Source organism: Haloarchaeobius sp. HME9146 (genome assembly GCF_025399835.1).
In the GTDB taxonomy this organism is placed as follows: Archaea; Halobacteriota; Halobacteria; order Halobacteriales; family Natrialbaceae; genus Haloarchaeobius.
Window position 1 is genome coordinate 1,327,386 of the sequence record NZ_JAODVR010000001.1, and the last position, 15,465, is coordinate 1,342,850.

A 15,465-nucleotide genomic window follows, 5' to 3' on the forward strand; every position below is an offset into this window, starting at 1 on the left:
GCGATACGACACGGACGAAAAAATACCTCCGGAACCGTTACTCGGTGAACGAGACCCAGCCCTCGGGGGCGTGCTCCTTCACGAGGTTCATCTGTTCGCGCGCCTCGGTCCGGCTCTCGTGGGGTTCGATGCTCTCGGCGAGGGACTCGCCGCCCTCGTCCACGAGCCGCCAGATCCAGCCGCCGTCCTGCATGTGCAGTTCGAAGGCGGCGTCGTCGATCTCGATGACGCTCGCCGCGCTGACGAGGTCGCGCACGCTCTCGACGGTCTCGCGTGCTTCGTCACGACTGTCGAACGCGCCAGCGCCGGTCGAGACGACCTGCTGGGACGAGTCGAGCAGCCGCCAGAACCAGTTGTCGCCCTCGCGGAACAGCTCGTAGGAGGCGTCCCCGAAGTCGACGCGGCCGGCCTGCGGTGCGAGCCGGCGGAGGTCCTCGACGTGGTCCTCCAGGTCGCTCTTGCGGCCGAAGTAGTTCGTCCCCTGCGCGAGCACCTCGCGGTCCTCGGTGCTGAGGGTCCAGCGCCAGCCGCGGTCCTCCCGGGTGAGCCAGATGACCGCCGACTCGATGGAGAACACGGGGGCGTCTGCCGCGTCGTTCTGGATGGTCATGACGACGTCCTTGACGGCCTGTTCGGTCTCGTAGGCGCGGGCGCTCTCGGCGACCGTGTCGCGGTCGCGGTCGAGGAGCCGCCAGCGCCAGTCGTCGTCCTCGCCGACGAGCTGGACGACGAACTGCCCGATGGCGTAGGAGTCAGCCTCCGAGGCGACGTCGCGGATACGCCCGACCGTCTGCTTCAGGTCGTCGCGGGTGGCGTGTGCGGATTCGCCGTCGGCGGCCACGCTGCCGTCGACGAGGACGAACCGCCACAGCCAGTCGCCGTCGTCGGTGTACGCCTGGAAGATGGCGTTGTCCATCGTCCGCACGTCGGCGTCGAGGTTGTCCTTCAGCTGCGAGAGGTAGGTCCGTGCGCCGCCACGGGAGTCGTGGAGCTTCGGCCCCTCGGCGACCATGTGGCCGGCCTCGTCGATGAGCCGCCAGCCCCACATGTCGTCGTCGTTGCGGAACAGCTCGAACGCGGCGGTGTCGATCTCCAGCATCTCCGCGTCGGGTGCCTTCTGCTTCAGCGTCATCATGGCCTCGGTCGCCTCCGAGCGGGAGTCGTGCTCCGCGCCGGAGTCGGCCATCACGCCGCCGTCCTCGTCGATGAGCCGCCAGCGCCATTCGCCGTCGTCCGCCTCGTACACTTGGAACGCGGCGTTCTCGAACTCGATGAGGTCGGCTTCTGCGGCCTGTTCGCGCACACGCTCGATGGCCTCGTTGGCCGCGTCCTCGGACATGTGGTCGAACGTCGAGTCCGCGAGGACGGTGCGGTCCTCGGTGACGAGCCGCCAGTGCCAGGCGTCCTCGGCCGAATCGCCGGGGTACACCTCGTACTCGGCCCCGTCGATGTCGACGAGGTCCGCGCTGGCGACGTTCCGGGCGACCTCGCCGGTCGAGCGCTCGCTCGCGGCGCGGTCGTCGAAGGTCTGGTGGCTCCGGGCGACGACGCTCTCGGTCGCGTCGACCAGCCGCCAGCGCCAGCCCTCGCTCGTCTCGTGCAGTTCGTAGGTCGGCGTTCCGGCGACGGTCACGGAGGAGTCGCCGACCGCTGGCAGGACGTCCTCGACGGCAGACTCGGCCTTGCGGCGCGTGTCGAAGTCGGCCGTGCTGGTCGCCAGCAGGTCGTCGTCGCCGTCGACGAACCGCCAGTCCCACGTCCCGCCGTTGTCGGAGAGTTCGACACCGATGGACTCCACGGCGAGTGCGCGTGCGTCACCGAACTCCTCGGCCATGCGCATCGCGGCGCTCTCGGCGTTGTCGTGGTCCGGGAAGTCGCCGACGCCTTCCGCGAGGTCGTTGCGGTCGGCGTCGAGCAGTTCCCACGTCCAGCGGTTGTCGCGCTCGGTGTAGTTGAACGCGGCCCCGTCGATGTCGAGGATGTCGGCACCCGCGCCGGCTTCCTTGACGAAGCTGACCGATTCCTCGGTCATGTCGCGGTCCTCGTAGAGGTCGGTGCCCTCGGCGACGACACTCCCGTCGTCCCGCATCAGCACCCAGCGCCACTCGCCGTTGTCGTTCTCGTACAGACGGAACGCGGCTGTGGTGATCTCGAGGAGGCCGGCCTCGTCTATCTGTGTCTTCACGCCGTCGATCGTCGCCTCGGCGTCGGGACGGGTCGTCGCCGTCGCCTCGCTGCTCGCCAGTGCGTCCTGCTGGATGATGCGCCAGGTCCAGTCGTCACGCTCGTTGCGGAACACGGCGAACAGTGCGCCCCGCATCGCCTCCCCAACCATCACGGGAGGCTGGTCGCCGTACCCTTCCTCTTCCACCAGGAAGCCCTTGCGACCCGTCAGCACCGGTACCAGCGCCGTCACACCGGCCAGCACCGCGTTGCCGGTCAGGTACGTCGCGATGACCATCGGGCTCCTGTCGGTGGCGACGTCCGGCCCCCAGGCCTGGGGGTAGACGGTCGTGAACAGTGCCACACCCACGAGTGCGACGCCGAGCCCGACCACGGACGCCTGTATCGCTCGCCTGCGTACTGGTAACAGCAACACGATTCCGAACAGCCCGAGCGAGAGCCCGAGGGCTGCGATGGACCAGGTCACCTCCTGAAGCCCGAACTGCTCGCCCGGCATCATCGCCGGGCCGAGCAGGTAGAAGATGATTCCGCCGATTCCGACGAGATAGCCTGCGATGAATATCCAGTAGCCATAGACCTCTCGTTCGGACTCCGGCTCACCCACGTATTGTTCGTACAATCCGAACAGCTTGTTCCTCACTTCGGTATGCGTCGACATGCCCACACGCGAATCTATCCCCCATTTATAATAAATGCTTCAACGGCACTCACGCCTAATTTTAGGAAAATAAAACGTACAACCCAGTCTATGTATTAACTGTTGTGGCCGACACGTCTGGCGGTTTCGAATAAAAAAATTTCTTATGGTTTTTCGTTGTCACTCTCTGGGACCCCTGTCGTCCCTGTTCACGAACAAGAAATCGGCGGGGGTTCGTGGGGGTCTCTGGCGCACGTGCGCGCCCTCCGCAGGACGCGCCAGTGAGCCCTCAGGACCGACTTCAGCCCGTCTCAGGGTATCGCCGGGAGCGCCCGAACACCCCCCGACCCATCGGCGACCAGTACGGTCTCGTCGAGTCCTTCGACCGCGAACGAGTGGACACCCGTCAGCCGAGCCAAGGGTTTGCCCGACGCCGCGTCGACCGGGTACAGGGTGTACCCCTGTTCGGCGAGCGCCTCGGTGACGACCGTCCCGGCGGTTGCAGCCGCCGGCCAGGCGTTCTGGGCTGGCGGGTCGAACGTCCACCGCGCCGTCCCGTCATCGGTCGCGAAGGCCGTGACAGCGTCGGCCTGGCGGCCCGACCGACCATACAGCACGCTCCCGTCGGGACTCACGACGAAGTCGCCGCCGAAGGCGTCGGACTGCCAGCGGATGGCTCCATCGGCCGCGAGCGAACTCACGCTCGGCTTGCTGAGGTACAGCACCCCGTCGACGGCGAGATGGTCACCGTGGTCGACGCTGCGGGTCCAGTCGAGACTCGCGTCCGGCGCGAAGCCGGCGATGTGGTCTCCCGACCCGTCCCGGTAGAACACGTAGCGACCACCCGTGGCGGCCGCGAGGTCGGTCCCCGCCGTCCCCAGCGCCTGCTCGCCGCGGCTGGTCCCGTCGTGGGCGAACGCCAGGAGCCGGTCGTCCGCGAGGAGGTACGCACCCGCAGCGTCGGCCGTGGCCGTCGCCTCGGCCGCCGTGACCGTCTCCTCCCAGCGCACCTCGCCGGTTGCGGCGTCGAGCGCGAGCAGGCTCGTCGGCCGGGGCTCGGGTTCGTCGTGGGAATGCTCCGGCTTGAAGAAGTCCTGTGCCAGCACGAACACTCGCCCAGCGAACACACCGACGACGCCGAGCAGGCGCTCGCGCCGGACTTTCCACCGGCGCGCACCGGTCTCCCGGTTCAGCGCGTGTAGCGTCGTCCACTCGAACTGGTCGGCGCGTCCGTTGACGCTGAACACCGTCTCGTCGGTGATGGTGACGCCCCACTGGTCGTCGCCCTCGTTGTGCCTGACGTAGGACATCCCGACGGCCTCACCGTCGTGGACGGTCTCCCACAGCGTCGTCCCGTCGGCCGGGTCGACCGCGACGGTCGCGGAGTTCCCGTCGCTCTCGTCGCTCAGGGTGACGTACGCCGTCCCCCCGAACGGGTCGATGCCGAGCGCGTGGTCGTAGTCCCAGCTGCGGTACCAGTCGTGCTCCCAGTCCGGGAGTTCGGCCGTATCCTCCTCGGTCGTGGAGTCGTCACTGGTCGTGTCGTCCGTGCTCGTCGCCGTCTCCGGGTCGGTGGTCGGGGTCGCCGTCGACCTGGTCGTGGTTCGTGTGCCGGTGCCCTGGTCGTCGGTGGAGAGGCACCCCGCGACGCCAGTGAGAAGGGTCCCACTGGCGGCGAGGACCTGACGACGGTCGTACATGACAGAACGTTGCGTACCGCCGGGAATAAGCTTTCAGCAGACTGAAAATCTCACTTCAGCATCGCGCCGGCGGGATGGGTCGCACACACCGACGCATCGTAGCCAGCGTCCGTCAGCCCGGTCCCGAGCGCGAACACCGTCTCCCCGAGCATCGCCATCGACGCCTGCCCGCCCGCCTCGATGACGTCCTCGATGACGGTCGTCACCTCGGGCGTGAGCAACTCGGCCTCGCGGGCGAACCGGCGCGAGGCGAAGATGAAACTCGCCAGCGTCGGCTCCTTCACCACGCGCGAGAGCGCCTTCTTCCCCGCTTCCGAGAGCTGGTCGGTGTCGCCAGAGAGCACCTCGGCGGTCGAGAGCTGGCCGATGTTCAGGTACTCCACCCGCGCTCTCGCGGGGATGCCGTCGAGCAGGTTGTGCTGCGGGCCACCCGGCTCCAGCCGGATGGGGATGCCACCGCGAGCCTGTGCGACCACGTCGCCGAGGCCGGTCCCCGCCTGCACCTCCGCACCGTGGGCGATGGTCACCAGTTCGTTCTCCGAGAGCTTCCGGTTGAACACCTGGTTCGTCGCCAGGGCGGTGCCGAGCGCCATCGCGCCGGAGACACCGAAACCAGCTCCCAGGGGAAGGGGCGTCTCGGCCTCGACGGTCGCCCCCGCATCGAGCGTCCGCAGGACGGTCTCGACCGAATCAACCTCGATTGACTCGCCGTTCAGCGTCACCGCGGGCTCTGTGCTCGGGCGGACCGTCACCTCGACGCCGTCCGTGAGGGTGAGGCCACCCCCTCGTGACCCCGCCTTCGTCGGGTCGTCCGCGTTCGGATGCGCGCTGAAGAACCCGGTGATGTGCCCCGGGACGAACGCACGCGCCTCGTCGGTCATATCGCGAGAGTGGGCGACGCGGGCGTTAAATCGTTATCATCTCGTGTTCGCCGTGGTCGGGGACCGCACGATTGAAATCGAACGACCGAGAGGGCTCGATATGGTCATCTCACAGCTGACGGGCATCGCCGTGGCCGCCCTCCTCGCGGGCGTGCTCGCCGGCGGTTCCCGGCTGGTCGTCGGGACCGAAGGCGGCCCCGGCGGGGCAGTGACGACGGTCCTGGTCACGACGGTCGTAACTGCGGCACTCGTCGCCGCGTTCGGCGGCCTGCTGGCCGGCGTCGAAGCACTCGTCGGCGGTCTCGTCGTCCTCCTCATCGGCGGTATCCTCACGCTTGCACTCGCCTCGATGGCATACAACAGCGACAACTGGGTCACCCCCGACGAGGGTGTCGACCAGGCCGACGCCGTCAGGCAGGTGAAGACGCTCATCGGGTCGAGTACGGTCGGTATGGCGGCGGCTACTGTGGCCGTCTACCTGCTGTAGCGGCGGCGAAGAAAGGAACCGAGTCGGTTTCTGGCTACGCGAGCACTGGCTCGTGTGTAGTCGGTCTCGCGGGAATTCACTCGCAAATCGAAGATTTGCTCGTGCTTCCCGTCGACAGGGTCGCGTCGTCGTCGCTCACGGCTTCGCCGTTCGCGATTCCGAGGTCGCTTCGCGACCTCGCTTCCTACGGCGACAGACGCTGTCGGTCGCGCGGGAAGAGAACGGCCTCCCGGATGTTGTCGAGCCCGAGCATCGTCATGACCAGACGCTCGCCACCGAGGCCCCAGCCGGCGTGCGGCGGCATGCCGTACTTGAACATCTTCGTGTAGTACTCGAACTCGTCGGGGTTCAGGCCCTGCTGCTCGAAGCCTTCGACGAGGTGGTCGTAGCGGTGCTCACGCTGGCCACCGGAGACGAGTTCCATGCGCGGGTGCATGAGGTCGAAGCCGGTCGAGGTCTCGGGGTCGTCGTCGAGGTCCTTGATGTAGAACGGCTTGATCTCGCTGGGCCAGTTCGTGATGAAGTAGTGCTCGCCGACGTCCTCGCCGAGCGCGCGCTCGGCCTCGGTGGAGAGGTCGTCACCGTAGACGAGCATCTCGTCGAGTTCGCCGGTCGCGTTGACGCGCTCGATGGCCTCCTCGTAGGTGAGACGCGGGAAGTCACCGTCGGGCAGGTCGAACTCGTCCTCGAGGTCGAGGAGTTCGAGCTCCTCCTGGCAGTTCTCGGAGACGGCCTCGTAGGCGGCCTTGACGACGCCCTCGACGACGTCCATCGCGTCGTGGTGGTCGTGGAACGCGCCCTCGAAGTCGATGGAGGTCGCCTCGTTCAGGTGGCGCGGCGTGTTGTGTTCCTCGGCGCGGAAGATGGGGCCGATCTCGAAGACCTTCTCCAGGCCGGAGCCCGCCATGAGCTGCTTGAACAGCTGCGGCGACTGGTTCATGAACGCCTCCTCACCGAAGTAGGAGATGGGGAAGAGTTCGGTGCCGCCCTCGGTACCCGTGGCGACGATCTTCGGCGTGTTGATCTCCGTGCAGCCGACGGTGCGGAAGTGCTCGCGGACCGCGCGCAGGACCTCCGAGCGGATCTCGAAGATGGCCTTCACGTCGGGCTTGCGGAGGTCGAGGGTGCGGTTGTCGAGGCGGGTCGGAAGCTCGGCGTCGACCTTCCCGGAGGGGTCGAGCGGGAGCTGCGGGTCGGCCGGGGCGACGACCTCGAAGGACTCGGGGACGAGCTCGAAGCCGGTCGGGGCGCGGGGCTCCTCCTTGACCGAGCCGGTGACCTTGACGACGGACTCGCGGGCGGCGTCGAGGCCGGTCTCGACGAGCTCCTCGTCCATCTCGTCTTTCTCCAGCTTGACCTGGAGCTTGCCTGTCTTGTCTCGGACGATGACGAACGCGATACCACCGAGGTCGCGGGTTTCGTGGACCCAGCCGGCGACGGTCGCCGTCGTTCCGGGTTCCACGTCCGCGGTGTACGTTCTGTTCTCCATACCGCGTGATTCCGGAGGCTGTATCTTAAATGACTTCGTTTCGTGCCAGCACGCCTCCGAAAAGGTTTTCAGTGCTTCCGGGTCTGCTCGCCGACCTGCGTCTCGACGAGCTGGACCAGCCCCCGGCGCAGACGCTCGGAGGCGGCCTGCCCCGAGATACCGAGTTCGTCCGCCACGTCGCCGAGGTTCGCCCGGCGGGGGACGGTGAAGTACCCGGCCCGGAGCGCGACCTGCAGTGCCTCTTGCTGTTCGTCCGAGAGGGGTTCGGCACCGTCCGGGTCGGGCTCACCGCGCTTGTTCCCCCCGCTGTCGACGGATTCGACGGCGACGGCCGGCTCGGTGTTGCGAAGCTGTTCCTCGAAGCGTCCGAGCGCGTCCCGGTCGGGGAACCGGAAGCTGACGAACCACTGGTTCCCTTCGCAGGTCGCCGAGAGCAACTGGCCATCGAGCTCGATCAACGCCGCGTACAGCGACCGAACATCGTCGCCGACGACCTGGGTAGACAGGAGTGTCCACGAACCGTCCTCGCTCAGGCGGTTCGCCGACCGGACGGTCGAATCGCCCCCGAGTTCCTGGATGAACGCCTCGGTCTCGACGCCGGTCACCCAGAGGTCGCATTTCAGGGCCCCCTCCCGCGTCCGGGCTACCTGTCCGACCTCCAGCTTCACACCTGGGAACGACTGGAGTGTTTCAGCGAGAACTAACCCGTCCGTTCCAATCGCAAATTCGGCCCGGACGCTCATAGCTCCGCTTGGACAGCATGACCCTTAGTACCAATGCGCGGCTGGCGAAGGTGTTTATCAGTGGTTCTCCGTGTCGCTTCGAGGTCGAACAGAAAGCGGCTCAGGCGTCGTTCGCACCGCGGACCGTCGCCTCGACGGCTTCGACCCCTTCGTCGTGGACGAGGTCACCGACGACGACCACGTCGGCGTGCTGGGCCATCGTGTTCGCGGACTCGTAGTCGTGGACGCCACCGCCGTAGAAGAGGGTGGCGTCGCCGAGGGCTTCCTGTGCGGCGGCAACCTTCTCGGTGTCGCCGAAGGTGCCCGAGTACTCGATGTAGACGATCTCCTGGCCGAACATGCGCTCTGCGATCTCGGCGTAGGCGGCCACGTCGTCCGCGCGGAGGTCACACTCCGCCTCGGTGTACTCGGCGACGCTCGCCTCGTCGTTGAGCACGATGTAGGCCTCGGTCGTCGTCTTGTCCCAGTCGAAGTCGTCGATGCGCAGCCACTCCTTGTGTGCGCCGGTCACCCAGAACACGTCGCCGGCGTTGAACACCGTCGGGACGAGGTAGCCGTCGAGGTCGTCGGAGTCGACGACGACGTTCGGCATGCTCGGTTCCTGGTACAGCGGGACGTCGTACTCGGCGCAGGCGTCGATGACCTCTGCGACCTTCTCTTCGGTCATCCCGAGTGTTCCACCGATCTCGATGGCGTCGGTGCCCGTCGCGCACACGTCCTCGTAGGTGATCCCGTCGGGCAGCTCCTTGTCGGGGTCGAGTTTGAGGATGTGATTCCAGTCCTCCCACGGTCGGCTCATACGGGGACGAACCTCGTGACCGGCTAAAATCCCTTCGAAAACCGCGACCCGGAGATTGACATCGCCAGCGGCCGTTGTTGCAGCAGAGACATGGCTCCTGCGCCCGGTCCCGTCGCGCGATTACGAGCGGACGCCCTCGCGGCACGGGACCGACTGCCGGCCGGGGACGCTGGCGACACGACCCTCGCGCGGGTCCTCGTCTGCTGTTTCGCCGACGCCCGGAACCGACTCCCGGAGCCGGTCGACTGGGAGACGGAGGCGGGACTGGCGGCGCGCCTCGACGCGGCCTGGGCAGCCATCGAGGCACGGGTCCAGACCGACCCGCTCCCGCTGGACGCGTGGCCCGAGGGTGACACCCTCACCGAGGCCATTCGGACGCTCCGGACCGTCGGCGACACCGACGACCCGAGGGACTTCGCCAGCCTCGACCCGCGACACGTCGGGACGGTCCACGAGACGGTCCTCGCCGAGCGACGCAAGGCTGCTGGCGCGTACTACACGCCCTTGCCGGTCGTCGAGTACGTCGTCGACGAGACGGTCGCCCCGCTGGCCGATGCGGTGGTCGCGGGCGAGCGCGACCTCGCCGACCTCGCGATTCTCGACCCCGCGATGGGCTGTGGCCGCTTCCTCGTGGGCGCGGTCTCCGCGCTCCGGGACCGGATTGCGGCCGAAACCGGGCGCGACCCCGACGAACTCGCCGACGCGCTCGTCGCGAACGCGGTGTACGGGGTCGACCTCGACGCCCGCGCGGTCGACCTCGCGACCCTCGTCTGCTGGCTCGCGACCGACGCCAGCCCGGACGCACTCGCCAGCCTCCGCGAGCACCTCGTCGTCGGCGACTCGCTGGTCGGGGCGGGGCCGGCAGGCGAGCGCCCGGAGCCACCAGCCGGTTCCGACGGTTCCGACCCCCTCGACTGGCCCGCGGCCTTCCCGACCGTGCTGGCGGTCGACAGGTCGACCGGCGGCCACGGCCGCTTCGACGCCGCCATCGGCAACCCGCCCTACGTCCGGAGCCGGCACATCGACGCCGACCTGAAGGCGTATCTCCGCTCGACCTACCGGACCGTCACCGGCGCGTTCGACCTCTACATCCCCTTCGTCGAGCGCGCGGGCGACCTCGCCGAAACCGTCGGCCTCGTCGTCCCGAACAAGTGGACGACGACGCGATACGGCCGGCCCCTGCGCGACGACCTGCTGGACCGGCACCGCCTCACCGAACTCGTCGACCTGTCCTCGCTGGGCGTGTTCCCCGACGCCAACGTCTACCCGCTCGTCCTGCGCTTCGCGGCCGACGCGGGGCCGACCGAGGCCGTCACCGTCGCCCACCCGACCGACCAGTCGACCATCGCGGCCGCCGAGCGCGTGTCGGTCCCGCGCACCGTCGTGGACCGCCTCGGCGACCGGGTCGTCCCGACCGACCTCTCGGCCGATGCCGCCGACCTCGTCGCGCGGCTCTCCGCAGTCGGGGAACGTTTCGGCGACCACGCGACCATGACGGAGGGCATCCACACGGGCAACGTCCGCGAGAAACTGCTCGTCGACGAGCCCGGCCCCGACACCGAGCCGGTCGTCGGCGGCGACGCGGTCACGCCGTACCTGGTCGAGTGGGGCGGCCGCCACATCAGATACGACGCTGGCCTCGTCGACCGCGAGCACGGCGAGTACGCCGACCTCCGAGAACCGGCGCTGTTCGAGGGCGAGAAACTGCTCGTCCCGGACGTGAGCGAAGGGCCCGAGGCGGGCTACGACGACCGCGGCCGCTACGCCCTGAACTCGTGCTACGTGGTCCGGCCACGCGAGGCGTCCCCGTACTCGGTGTGGGCTCTGCTCGCGCTCGTGAACGCGACCCCTGTCGACTGGTACTTCAGGCAGGTGTACGGCGGCAGCCACGTCAGCGGCGGCTACCTCCGGTGCAAACCGATGTTCTTCGGCGAGATTCCGCTCCCCGCCGACCCCGCGCCGGACGCCCTGGACCGGCTCGAATCGCTCGCCAGGGAGGCTCACGACGCCCGGCTGGACCGGCGGACGGTCCAGCCCGAACTGGCGCTCGACCACGAGCCTGACTCGGCCGACAGTGCCGGCCGTGACCTGGCCGCCCTCGGTGCGGTCCCCATCGCGACGGGACCACTGGGAGCCAGTACGAGAACCCACGACGGGCTCCGCATCGGCAGCGTCGCCGTCGAACGCACCGACGCCGGTGTCGAACTCCAGGCGACTGCCCGGTACCGTCTCGCGGAATCGGGAGCCGAGTTCTCGACCACCGAGACCGACCGCTGGGGGTTCGTCGAGACCGACCTGCGACCGGCGGTCCGACTCGACTGCGACGACCGGCTCGCGGCGCTCGTGGAAGCCGTCGTCCCAGCCGCGGTCGCGCGAGGCGACGGGACCGCCGGGTTCCGCCGCCAGGCCAGCAAGACCAACTCGCCCGCCGACCGGTTGCTCGCGATTCGGGTGCCCGACCCCGCCGCTATCGCCGACGAGTTCGAGGCGTACCTGCGGGCGAACGAACGCGCCGACGAGTTGGACGAGCAGATAGCGACGACGGACGAGTCGATAGACCAGATCGTCTACGACCTGTACGGGCTGACCGACGAGGAGATCGAAATCGTCGAGGCGGCAGTCACTGGCGACTGACTGGTCGCTGGAGAAACACTTTTGCGCCGGTGCCCTGTGGTCGGGACCATGCGACAGGCCACGAAAGCCCTCCTGCTTGCCGTGCTTCTCGTGCTCGCGGGGTGCAACACCATGCAGAGCGCCCCAGGGACGACGGCGACCGACACGACAGCGCCCGGGACGACGGCCGAACCGACGACGGTGACACAGACCGAGGCGACAGCGACGCCGACCACGACACCGGCGCTAGCGACCGAGACGACCAACGCCCCCTCGGTCTCGACCGACCTCCTCCCGCCAGGGGTGAACGACTCCGGGCTCGCCGACGTGACGACACTCTGGCAGGCTCACACCGAGAACGTGAACGACGACGACGACGGCTACCGGCACGTCCTCACGCTCGCGAACCGCTCCGGCGGCGAGCGCGTGATCCGGCTCCACAGCGATGGCCCACGAGCCCGGGGCGTCCTGGCGGGCGGCGACACCGAGACGCATGCCTGGATGGGCGACGACGGGAACGTGAGCGCGGTCTGGAACACGACCTCGGCCCAACGCAGCTACTACTCCCACGCCGGCCTCGACGGAATCGGCCCGCTCTACGTCCTCGCGTTCGCCGAGGGCTACCCCAACTTCCTGCTGGAGTACGGCGAGTTCGCGGTCGACGGGACGGTCGAGCGCGACGGCCAGCGCTACGTCCGGTTGCGCGCGACCGGTGTGAACAACGAGAACGTCTCCGGGTTCCAACTCTCGCAGTTCTTCGGCGGCGGCCGGTTCGCAGACATGTCCGGCACCGTGCTGGTCACCCCGGAGGGGACGGTGACCGCGATGGACCTCGAACTGTACGACGAGGGTGCAGACACGCCGGCACTCCGGGCGGACTTCGACCTCCAGACCGACGTGGCGTCGGTCGAGCGCCCGGACTGGCTCGGCGAGGTCCCCCGACTCGCGGTTTCGACCGCGGAACCGGACCCACAGACCAGCACCGACCGCCTGCTGGTCGCGAAAAACACCGGCGACGACGCGCTCGCGGCAGGGACGAACGTCACCCTCTCGCTGTACTCGCAGGAACTCGGAAACGTGACGGTACCCGAGTCGGTCGACCCCGGCGAGACGATGTACCTCTACGTGGTCGGGAGCACCTACGACGGCGAGCTTCGCGTCGCGGTCGGTGACCGGCCGACGCTGCCCGAGGACGCCGCGGCCTTCGCGGTCGTCGACCCCTTCGTGAAAGTCGAACAGGGGTCCATCACGGCGTCGTTCGGTATCCCGGACAACGAATCCGCAGAAACGAGTTACTGAGCCGGCTCAGGCGTTCGCCTGCCAGCTCCGCACGCGGTCCGCACTGATGCCCTGGACGGAGCCCGCGACCTCGTCGGGGTCGGCCTCCTTCAGGTCGTCGACGCTCTCGATACCGGCCTCCTTGAGCTTCTCGGCGGTCTTCGTGCCGATGCCCTCGAGGGCTTCGAGGTCGGTCCCCGAGTCGCTCTCTCGGGCCTGGTACTCGCGGTAGTTGCAGATGGGACAGCCCAGTTCCCACGGGTCGCGGTCCGAATCCTCGTACTCCACGTGGATGGAGAACGCGTCGTGCTCGTCACAGACCTCGTCCTCGATGACCACGACGCTCCCGCGGCGGGGCAGGGGCACCGAGTAGTCGCAGTCGGGGTAGCGCGAACAGCCGACGAGCCGGGAGCCGTTGCGCAGGGTCTTCACGCGCAGTTCGCCCTCGTGTTCCTCACCGCAGTCCGGACACGGCCCGACTGCGGGGCCCTCGCCCGCGGCGTCGGCCTTGCACATCGGGCAGCCGTGGACGAACGTCTGGCGACCCGCGAGCATCTTCACCTCGTGCATCTCGTGCTCCTCGCAGGTCTCGTCCATGATGAGCGGCTTGCCCGTCGAGGGGAGCGGGAGCGTGAACTCGCAGTCCGGGTAGCCGTCACAGCCGACGAAGTACGAGCCGCGCCGTGAGCGCCGGACCAGCAGCTGGTGGCCGGACTCGGGGCAGGGGCCGAGCTGTTTGTCGGCCTTCAAACTCTTCTGGAGGTGGTCGCCGATCTCCTCGCGGGAGTCACGCAGCGCCGCGAACACCTGTTCGAGCATCTCGCGGGACTCGCCGGTCACGTCCTCGAGGGAGGCCTCACCCGCGGCGATGCGGTCCATGTCCTTCTCCAGCTGGGCCGTCATCTCCTCGCTGACGATGTGGTCGGCGTAGTTCTCGGCGGCCTCCACCACGGCCTTCGCGAGCTGGGTGGGCCGCGGCGGGTCGCTCTCGACGTAGCCCCGGTCGTACAGCTTCTCCAGGGTCTCGTGGCGGGTCGCCTTCGTCCCGATGCCCATCTTCTCCATCGTCTCGATGAGGCGGGACTGGCCGTACCGGCGGGGCGGCTGGGTCTGTTTCGCCTCGAACCGAACCTCGCCCAACGCCAGGTCCTCGCCGACGGTCACGTCGGGGACGTGGTTTTCGGAGGTGTTGTAGTACGGGTAGACGGCGTGGTAGCCGGCGTCGACGAGGCGCTTCCCGTTCGCCTTGAGCAGGTGCTCGCCGATTTCGGCGACGACCTTGAGGTGTTCCCACTTCGCAGGCTCGGCACAGGTCGCGTAGAAGCGCCGGACCACGAGTTCGTACACCTCCCACTCGTCGTCGTCCACGTCGCTTCCGCGGACCGGAATCTCGCCGGTCGGGTGGATGGGCGGGTGGTCGGTCGTCTCGTTCTCGCCGCGGGTCGGTTCGATGTCCTCGAGGTCGAGCAGGTCCTCGGCAGACTCGCCGAGTTCGGAGTGCCCGACGAAGTCGTCGAGCAGTTCCTCGGGGTCGAGGTCGTCCGGGTACACCGTATTGTCCGTTCTCGGGTAGGTGATGAACCCGGCGGTGTAGAGGTCCTCCGCGATGCTCATGGCGCGCTTGGCGGAGTAGCCCAGCGAACTCGCCGCCCGGATGAACTGCGTGGTGTTGAACGGGGCCGGGGGCGTGTCGGTCCGGGTACGCCGGTCCACGTCCGAGACTGTCGCCGCGCTCGCGTCCTGCAGGGCGGCGTACACCGACTCGGCGCTTTCCTCGTCCCAGACGCGCTCGGCCTCGTTGTCGTCCTCGTCGAGGTAGTAGTACTGCGCCTCGAACTCCTCGTCGTCCTTCTGGAGGTCGGCGAACAGCTCCCAGTAGTCCTCGGGGTCGAACGCCTCGATCTCGCGCTCGCGGTCGACGATGAGCTTCAGGGTCGGCGACTGCACGCGCCCGACCGAGATGAAGTCGTCACCGAGCTGGCGGGCGGCGAGCGAGAGATAGCGAGTCAACGCGGCCCCCCACACGAGGTCGATGATCTGGCGGGCCTCACCCGCCGCCGCGAGGTCGAAGTCGAGGTCGTCCGGGTTGTCGAACGCCTCGGTCACCTCGCGCTGGGTGATGGAGGAGAACCGGACCCGGTCGATGGGGACGTCGTCGTTCACCTCGCGGACGAGTTCGTACGCCTCCTTCCCGATGAGTTCACCCTCGCGGTCGTAGTCAGTCGCGATGGTGACGCGGTCGGCCTTGCGCGAGAGCAGGCGCAGCGTCGCGACGATGTTCTCCTTCGTCGGCGTCTTCTGGATGCTCGCGTCGATGAGTTCGTGTGGCTCCACGTCGCGCCAGTCGTTGTACTCCGGCGGGAAGTCCACGCCGACGACGTGGCCAGACAGCCCTACGCAGCGCTTGCCACCCCACTTGTAGACGTTGACGCCGTTCTCGCGCTCGGCGCTGGCGGACTCACCGCTCAGGATGTCGGCGATGCGTCGCGCCGCGTTGTCCTTCTCTGTGATTATCAGCTCCATGGGTCACCCCCGGCCCTTCGGTCGGTCATTGGCGGTGGATAGGTCGGAGGTCGTTCTAAAGGTTTCGGGGCCGAAAATCGATAGACAGCACGGGGACAAGGCGCGGCTGCGCGCGGGTGAGTGCGGGCGCG

At 68.1% G+C, this 15,465-nt stretch carries 10 protein-coding genes; 3 read left to right on the forward strand and 7 right to left on the reverse strand.

The window, feature by feature from the left end; all coding sequences use genetic code 11:
• Positions 1-37: 37 nt before the first annotated feature.
• From N6C22_RS06765 to N6C22_RS06775, 3 genes are all read right to left on the reverse strand, one after another.
• Positions 38-2,842, reverse strand: a complete 2,805-nt coding sequence (locus tag N6C22_RS06765) for a YegP family protein (protein WP_261650334.1) — start codon at positions 2,840-2,842, stop codon at positions 38-40.
• Positions 2,843-3,132: 290 nt separating this feature from the next.
• On the reverse strand, positions 3,133-4,521 hold the full coding sequence (locus N6C22_RS06770) for a PQQ-like beta-propeller repeat protein (protein WP_261650335.1): 1,389 nt from the start codon (positions 4,519-4,521) through the stop codon (positions 3,133-3,135).
• A 50-nt stretch (positions 4,522-4,571) separates the two neighbouring features.
• A complete protein-coding gene (locus N6C22_RS06775; RefSeq protein ID WP_261650336.1) occupies positions 4,572-5,402 on the reverse strand; it encodes a pantoate kinase in 831 nt (276 codons plus the stop codon).
• Between the two features lie 100 nt (positions 5,403-5,502).
• Between N6C22_RS06775 and N6C22_RS06780 the strand changes: the two genes are divergently transcribed.
• Positions 5,503-5,889: a hypothetical protein gene (locus tag N6C22_RS06780; protein WP_261650337.1), complete on the forward strand. Its 387-nt coding sequence runs from the start codon at positions 5,503-5,505 to the stop codon at positions 5,887-5,889.
• 184 nt (positions 5,890-6,073) lie between these two features.
• Here N6C22_RS06780 and aspS read toward each other — a convergent pair whose 3' ends face one another.
• From aspS to N6C22_RS06795, 3 genes are all read right to left on the reverse strand, one after another.
• Positions 6,074-7,378 carry an aspartate--tRNA(Asn) ligase gene (gene aspS / locus N6C22_RS06785; protein ID WP_261650338.1) on the reverse strand — a complete coding sequence of 435 codons (1,305 nt, stop codon included), beginning with the start codon at positions 7,376-7,378 and terminating at the stop codon, positions 6,074-6,076.
• Positions 7,379-7,446: 68 nt separating this feature from the next.
• On the reverse strand, positions 7,447-8,121 hold the full coding sequence (locus N6C22_RS06790; protein WP_261650339.1) for a helix-turn-helix domain-containing protein: 675 nt from the start codon (positions 8,119-8,121) through the stop codon (positions 7,447-7,449).
• A 100-nt stretch (positions 8,122-8,221) separates the two neighbouring features.
• Positions 8,222-8,920 (reverse strand): phosphoglycerol geranylgeranyltransferase, encoded by a 699-nt coding sequence (locus N6C22_RS06795; RefSeq protein WP_261650340.1) that lies wholly within the window; start codon positions 8,918-8,920, stop codon positions 8,222-8,224.
• Between the two features lie 90 nt (positions 8,921-9,010).
• On the opposite strand from N6C22_RS06795, the gene N6C22_RS06800 reads away from it, so the two are divergent.
• A complete protein-coding gene (locus N6C22_RS06800) occupies positions 9,011-11,554 on the forward strand; it encodes a TaqI-like C-terminal specificity domain-containing protein (protein ID WP_261650341.1) in 2,544 nt (847 codons plus the stop codon).
• A gap of 48 nt (positions 11,555-11,602) precedes the next feature.
• Positions 11,603-12,832, forward strand: coding sequence for a hypothetical protein (locus N6C22_RS06805; protein WP_261650342.1), 1,230 nt, complete (start codon positions 11,603-11,605; stop codon positions 12,830-12,832).
• Positions 12,833-12,838: 6 nt separating this feature from the next.
• Here N6C22_RS06805 and N6C22_RS06810 read toward each other — a convergent pair whose 3' ends face one another.
• On the reverse strand, positions 12,839-15,334 hold the full coding sequence (locus tag N6C22_RS06810) for a DNA topoisomerase I (protein ID WP_261650343.1): 2,496 nt from the start codon (positions 15,332-15,334) through the stop codon (positions 12,839-12,841).
• Positions 15,335-15,465 lie beyond the last annotated feature (131 nt).

Bases quoted from the DNA above. Each gene is read 5' to 3' on its own strand.
- N6C22_RS06765 (WP_261650334.1), bottom strand. From the start codon at position 2,842: ATGTCGACGCATACCGAAGTGAGGAACAAGCTGTTCGGATTGTACGAA.
- N6C22_RS06770 (WP_261650335.1), bottom strand. From the start codon at position 4,521: ATGTACGACCGTCGTCAGGTCCTCGCCGCCAGTGGGACCCTTCTCACT.
- N6C22_RS06775 (WP_261650336.1), bottom strand. From the start codon at position 5,402: ATGACCGACGAGGCGCGTGCGTTCGTCCCGGGGCACATCACCGGGTTC.
- N6C22_RS06780 (WP_261650337.1), top strand. From the start codon at position 5,503: ATGGTCATCTCACAGCTGACGGGCATCGCCGTGGCCGCCCTCCTCGCG.
- aspS (WP_261650338.1), bottom strand. From the start codon at position 7,378: ATGGAGAACAGAACGTACACCGCGGACGTGGAACCCGGAACGACGGCG.
- N6C22_RS06790 (WP_261650339.1), bottom strand. From the start codon at position 8,121: ATGAGCGTCCGGGCCGAATTTGCGATTGGAACGGACGGGTTAGTTCTC.
- N6C22_RS06795 (WP_261650340.1), bottom strand. From the start codon at position 8,920: ATGAGCCGACCGTGGGAGGACTGGAATCACATCCTCAAACTCGACCCC.
- N6C22_RS06800 (WP_261650341.1), top strand. From the start codon at position 9,011: ATGGCTCCTGCGCCCGGTCCCGTCGCGCGATTACGAGCGGACGCCCTC.
- N6C22_RS06805 (WP_261650342.1), top strand. From the start codon at position 11,603: ATGCGACAGGCCACGAAAGCCCTCCTGCTTGCCGTGCTTCTCGTGCTC.
- N6C22_RS06810 (WP_261650343.1), bottom strand. From the start codon at position 15,334: ATGGAGCTGATAATCACAGAGAAGGACAACGCGGCGCGACGCATCGCC.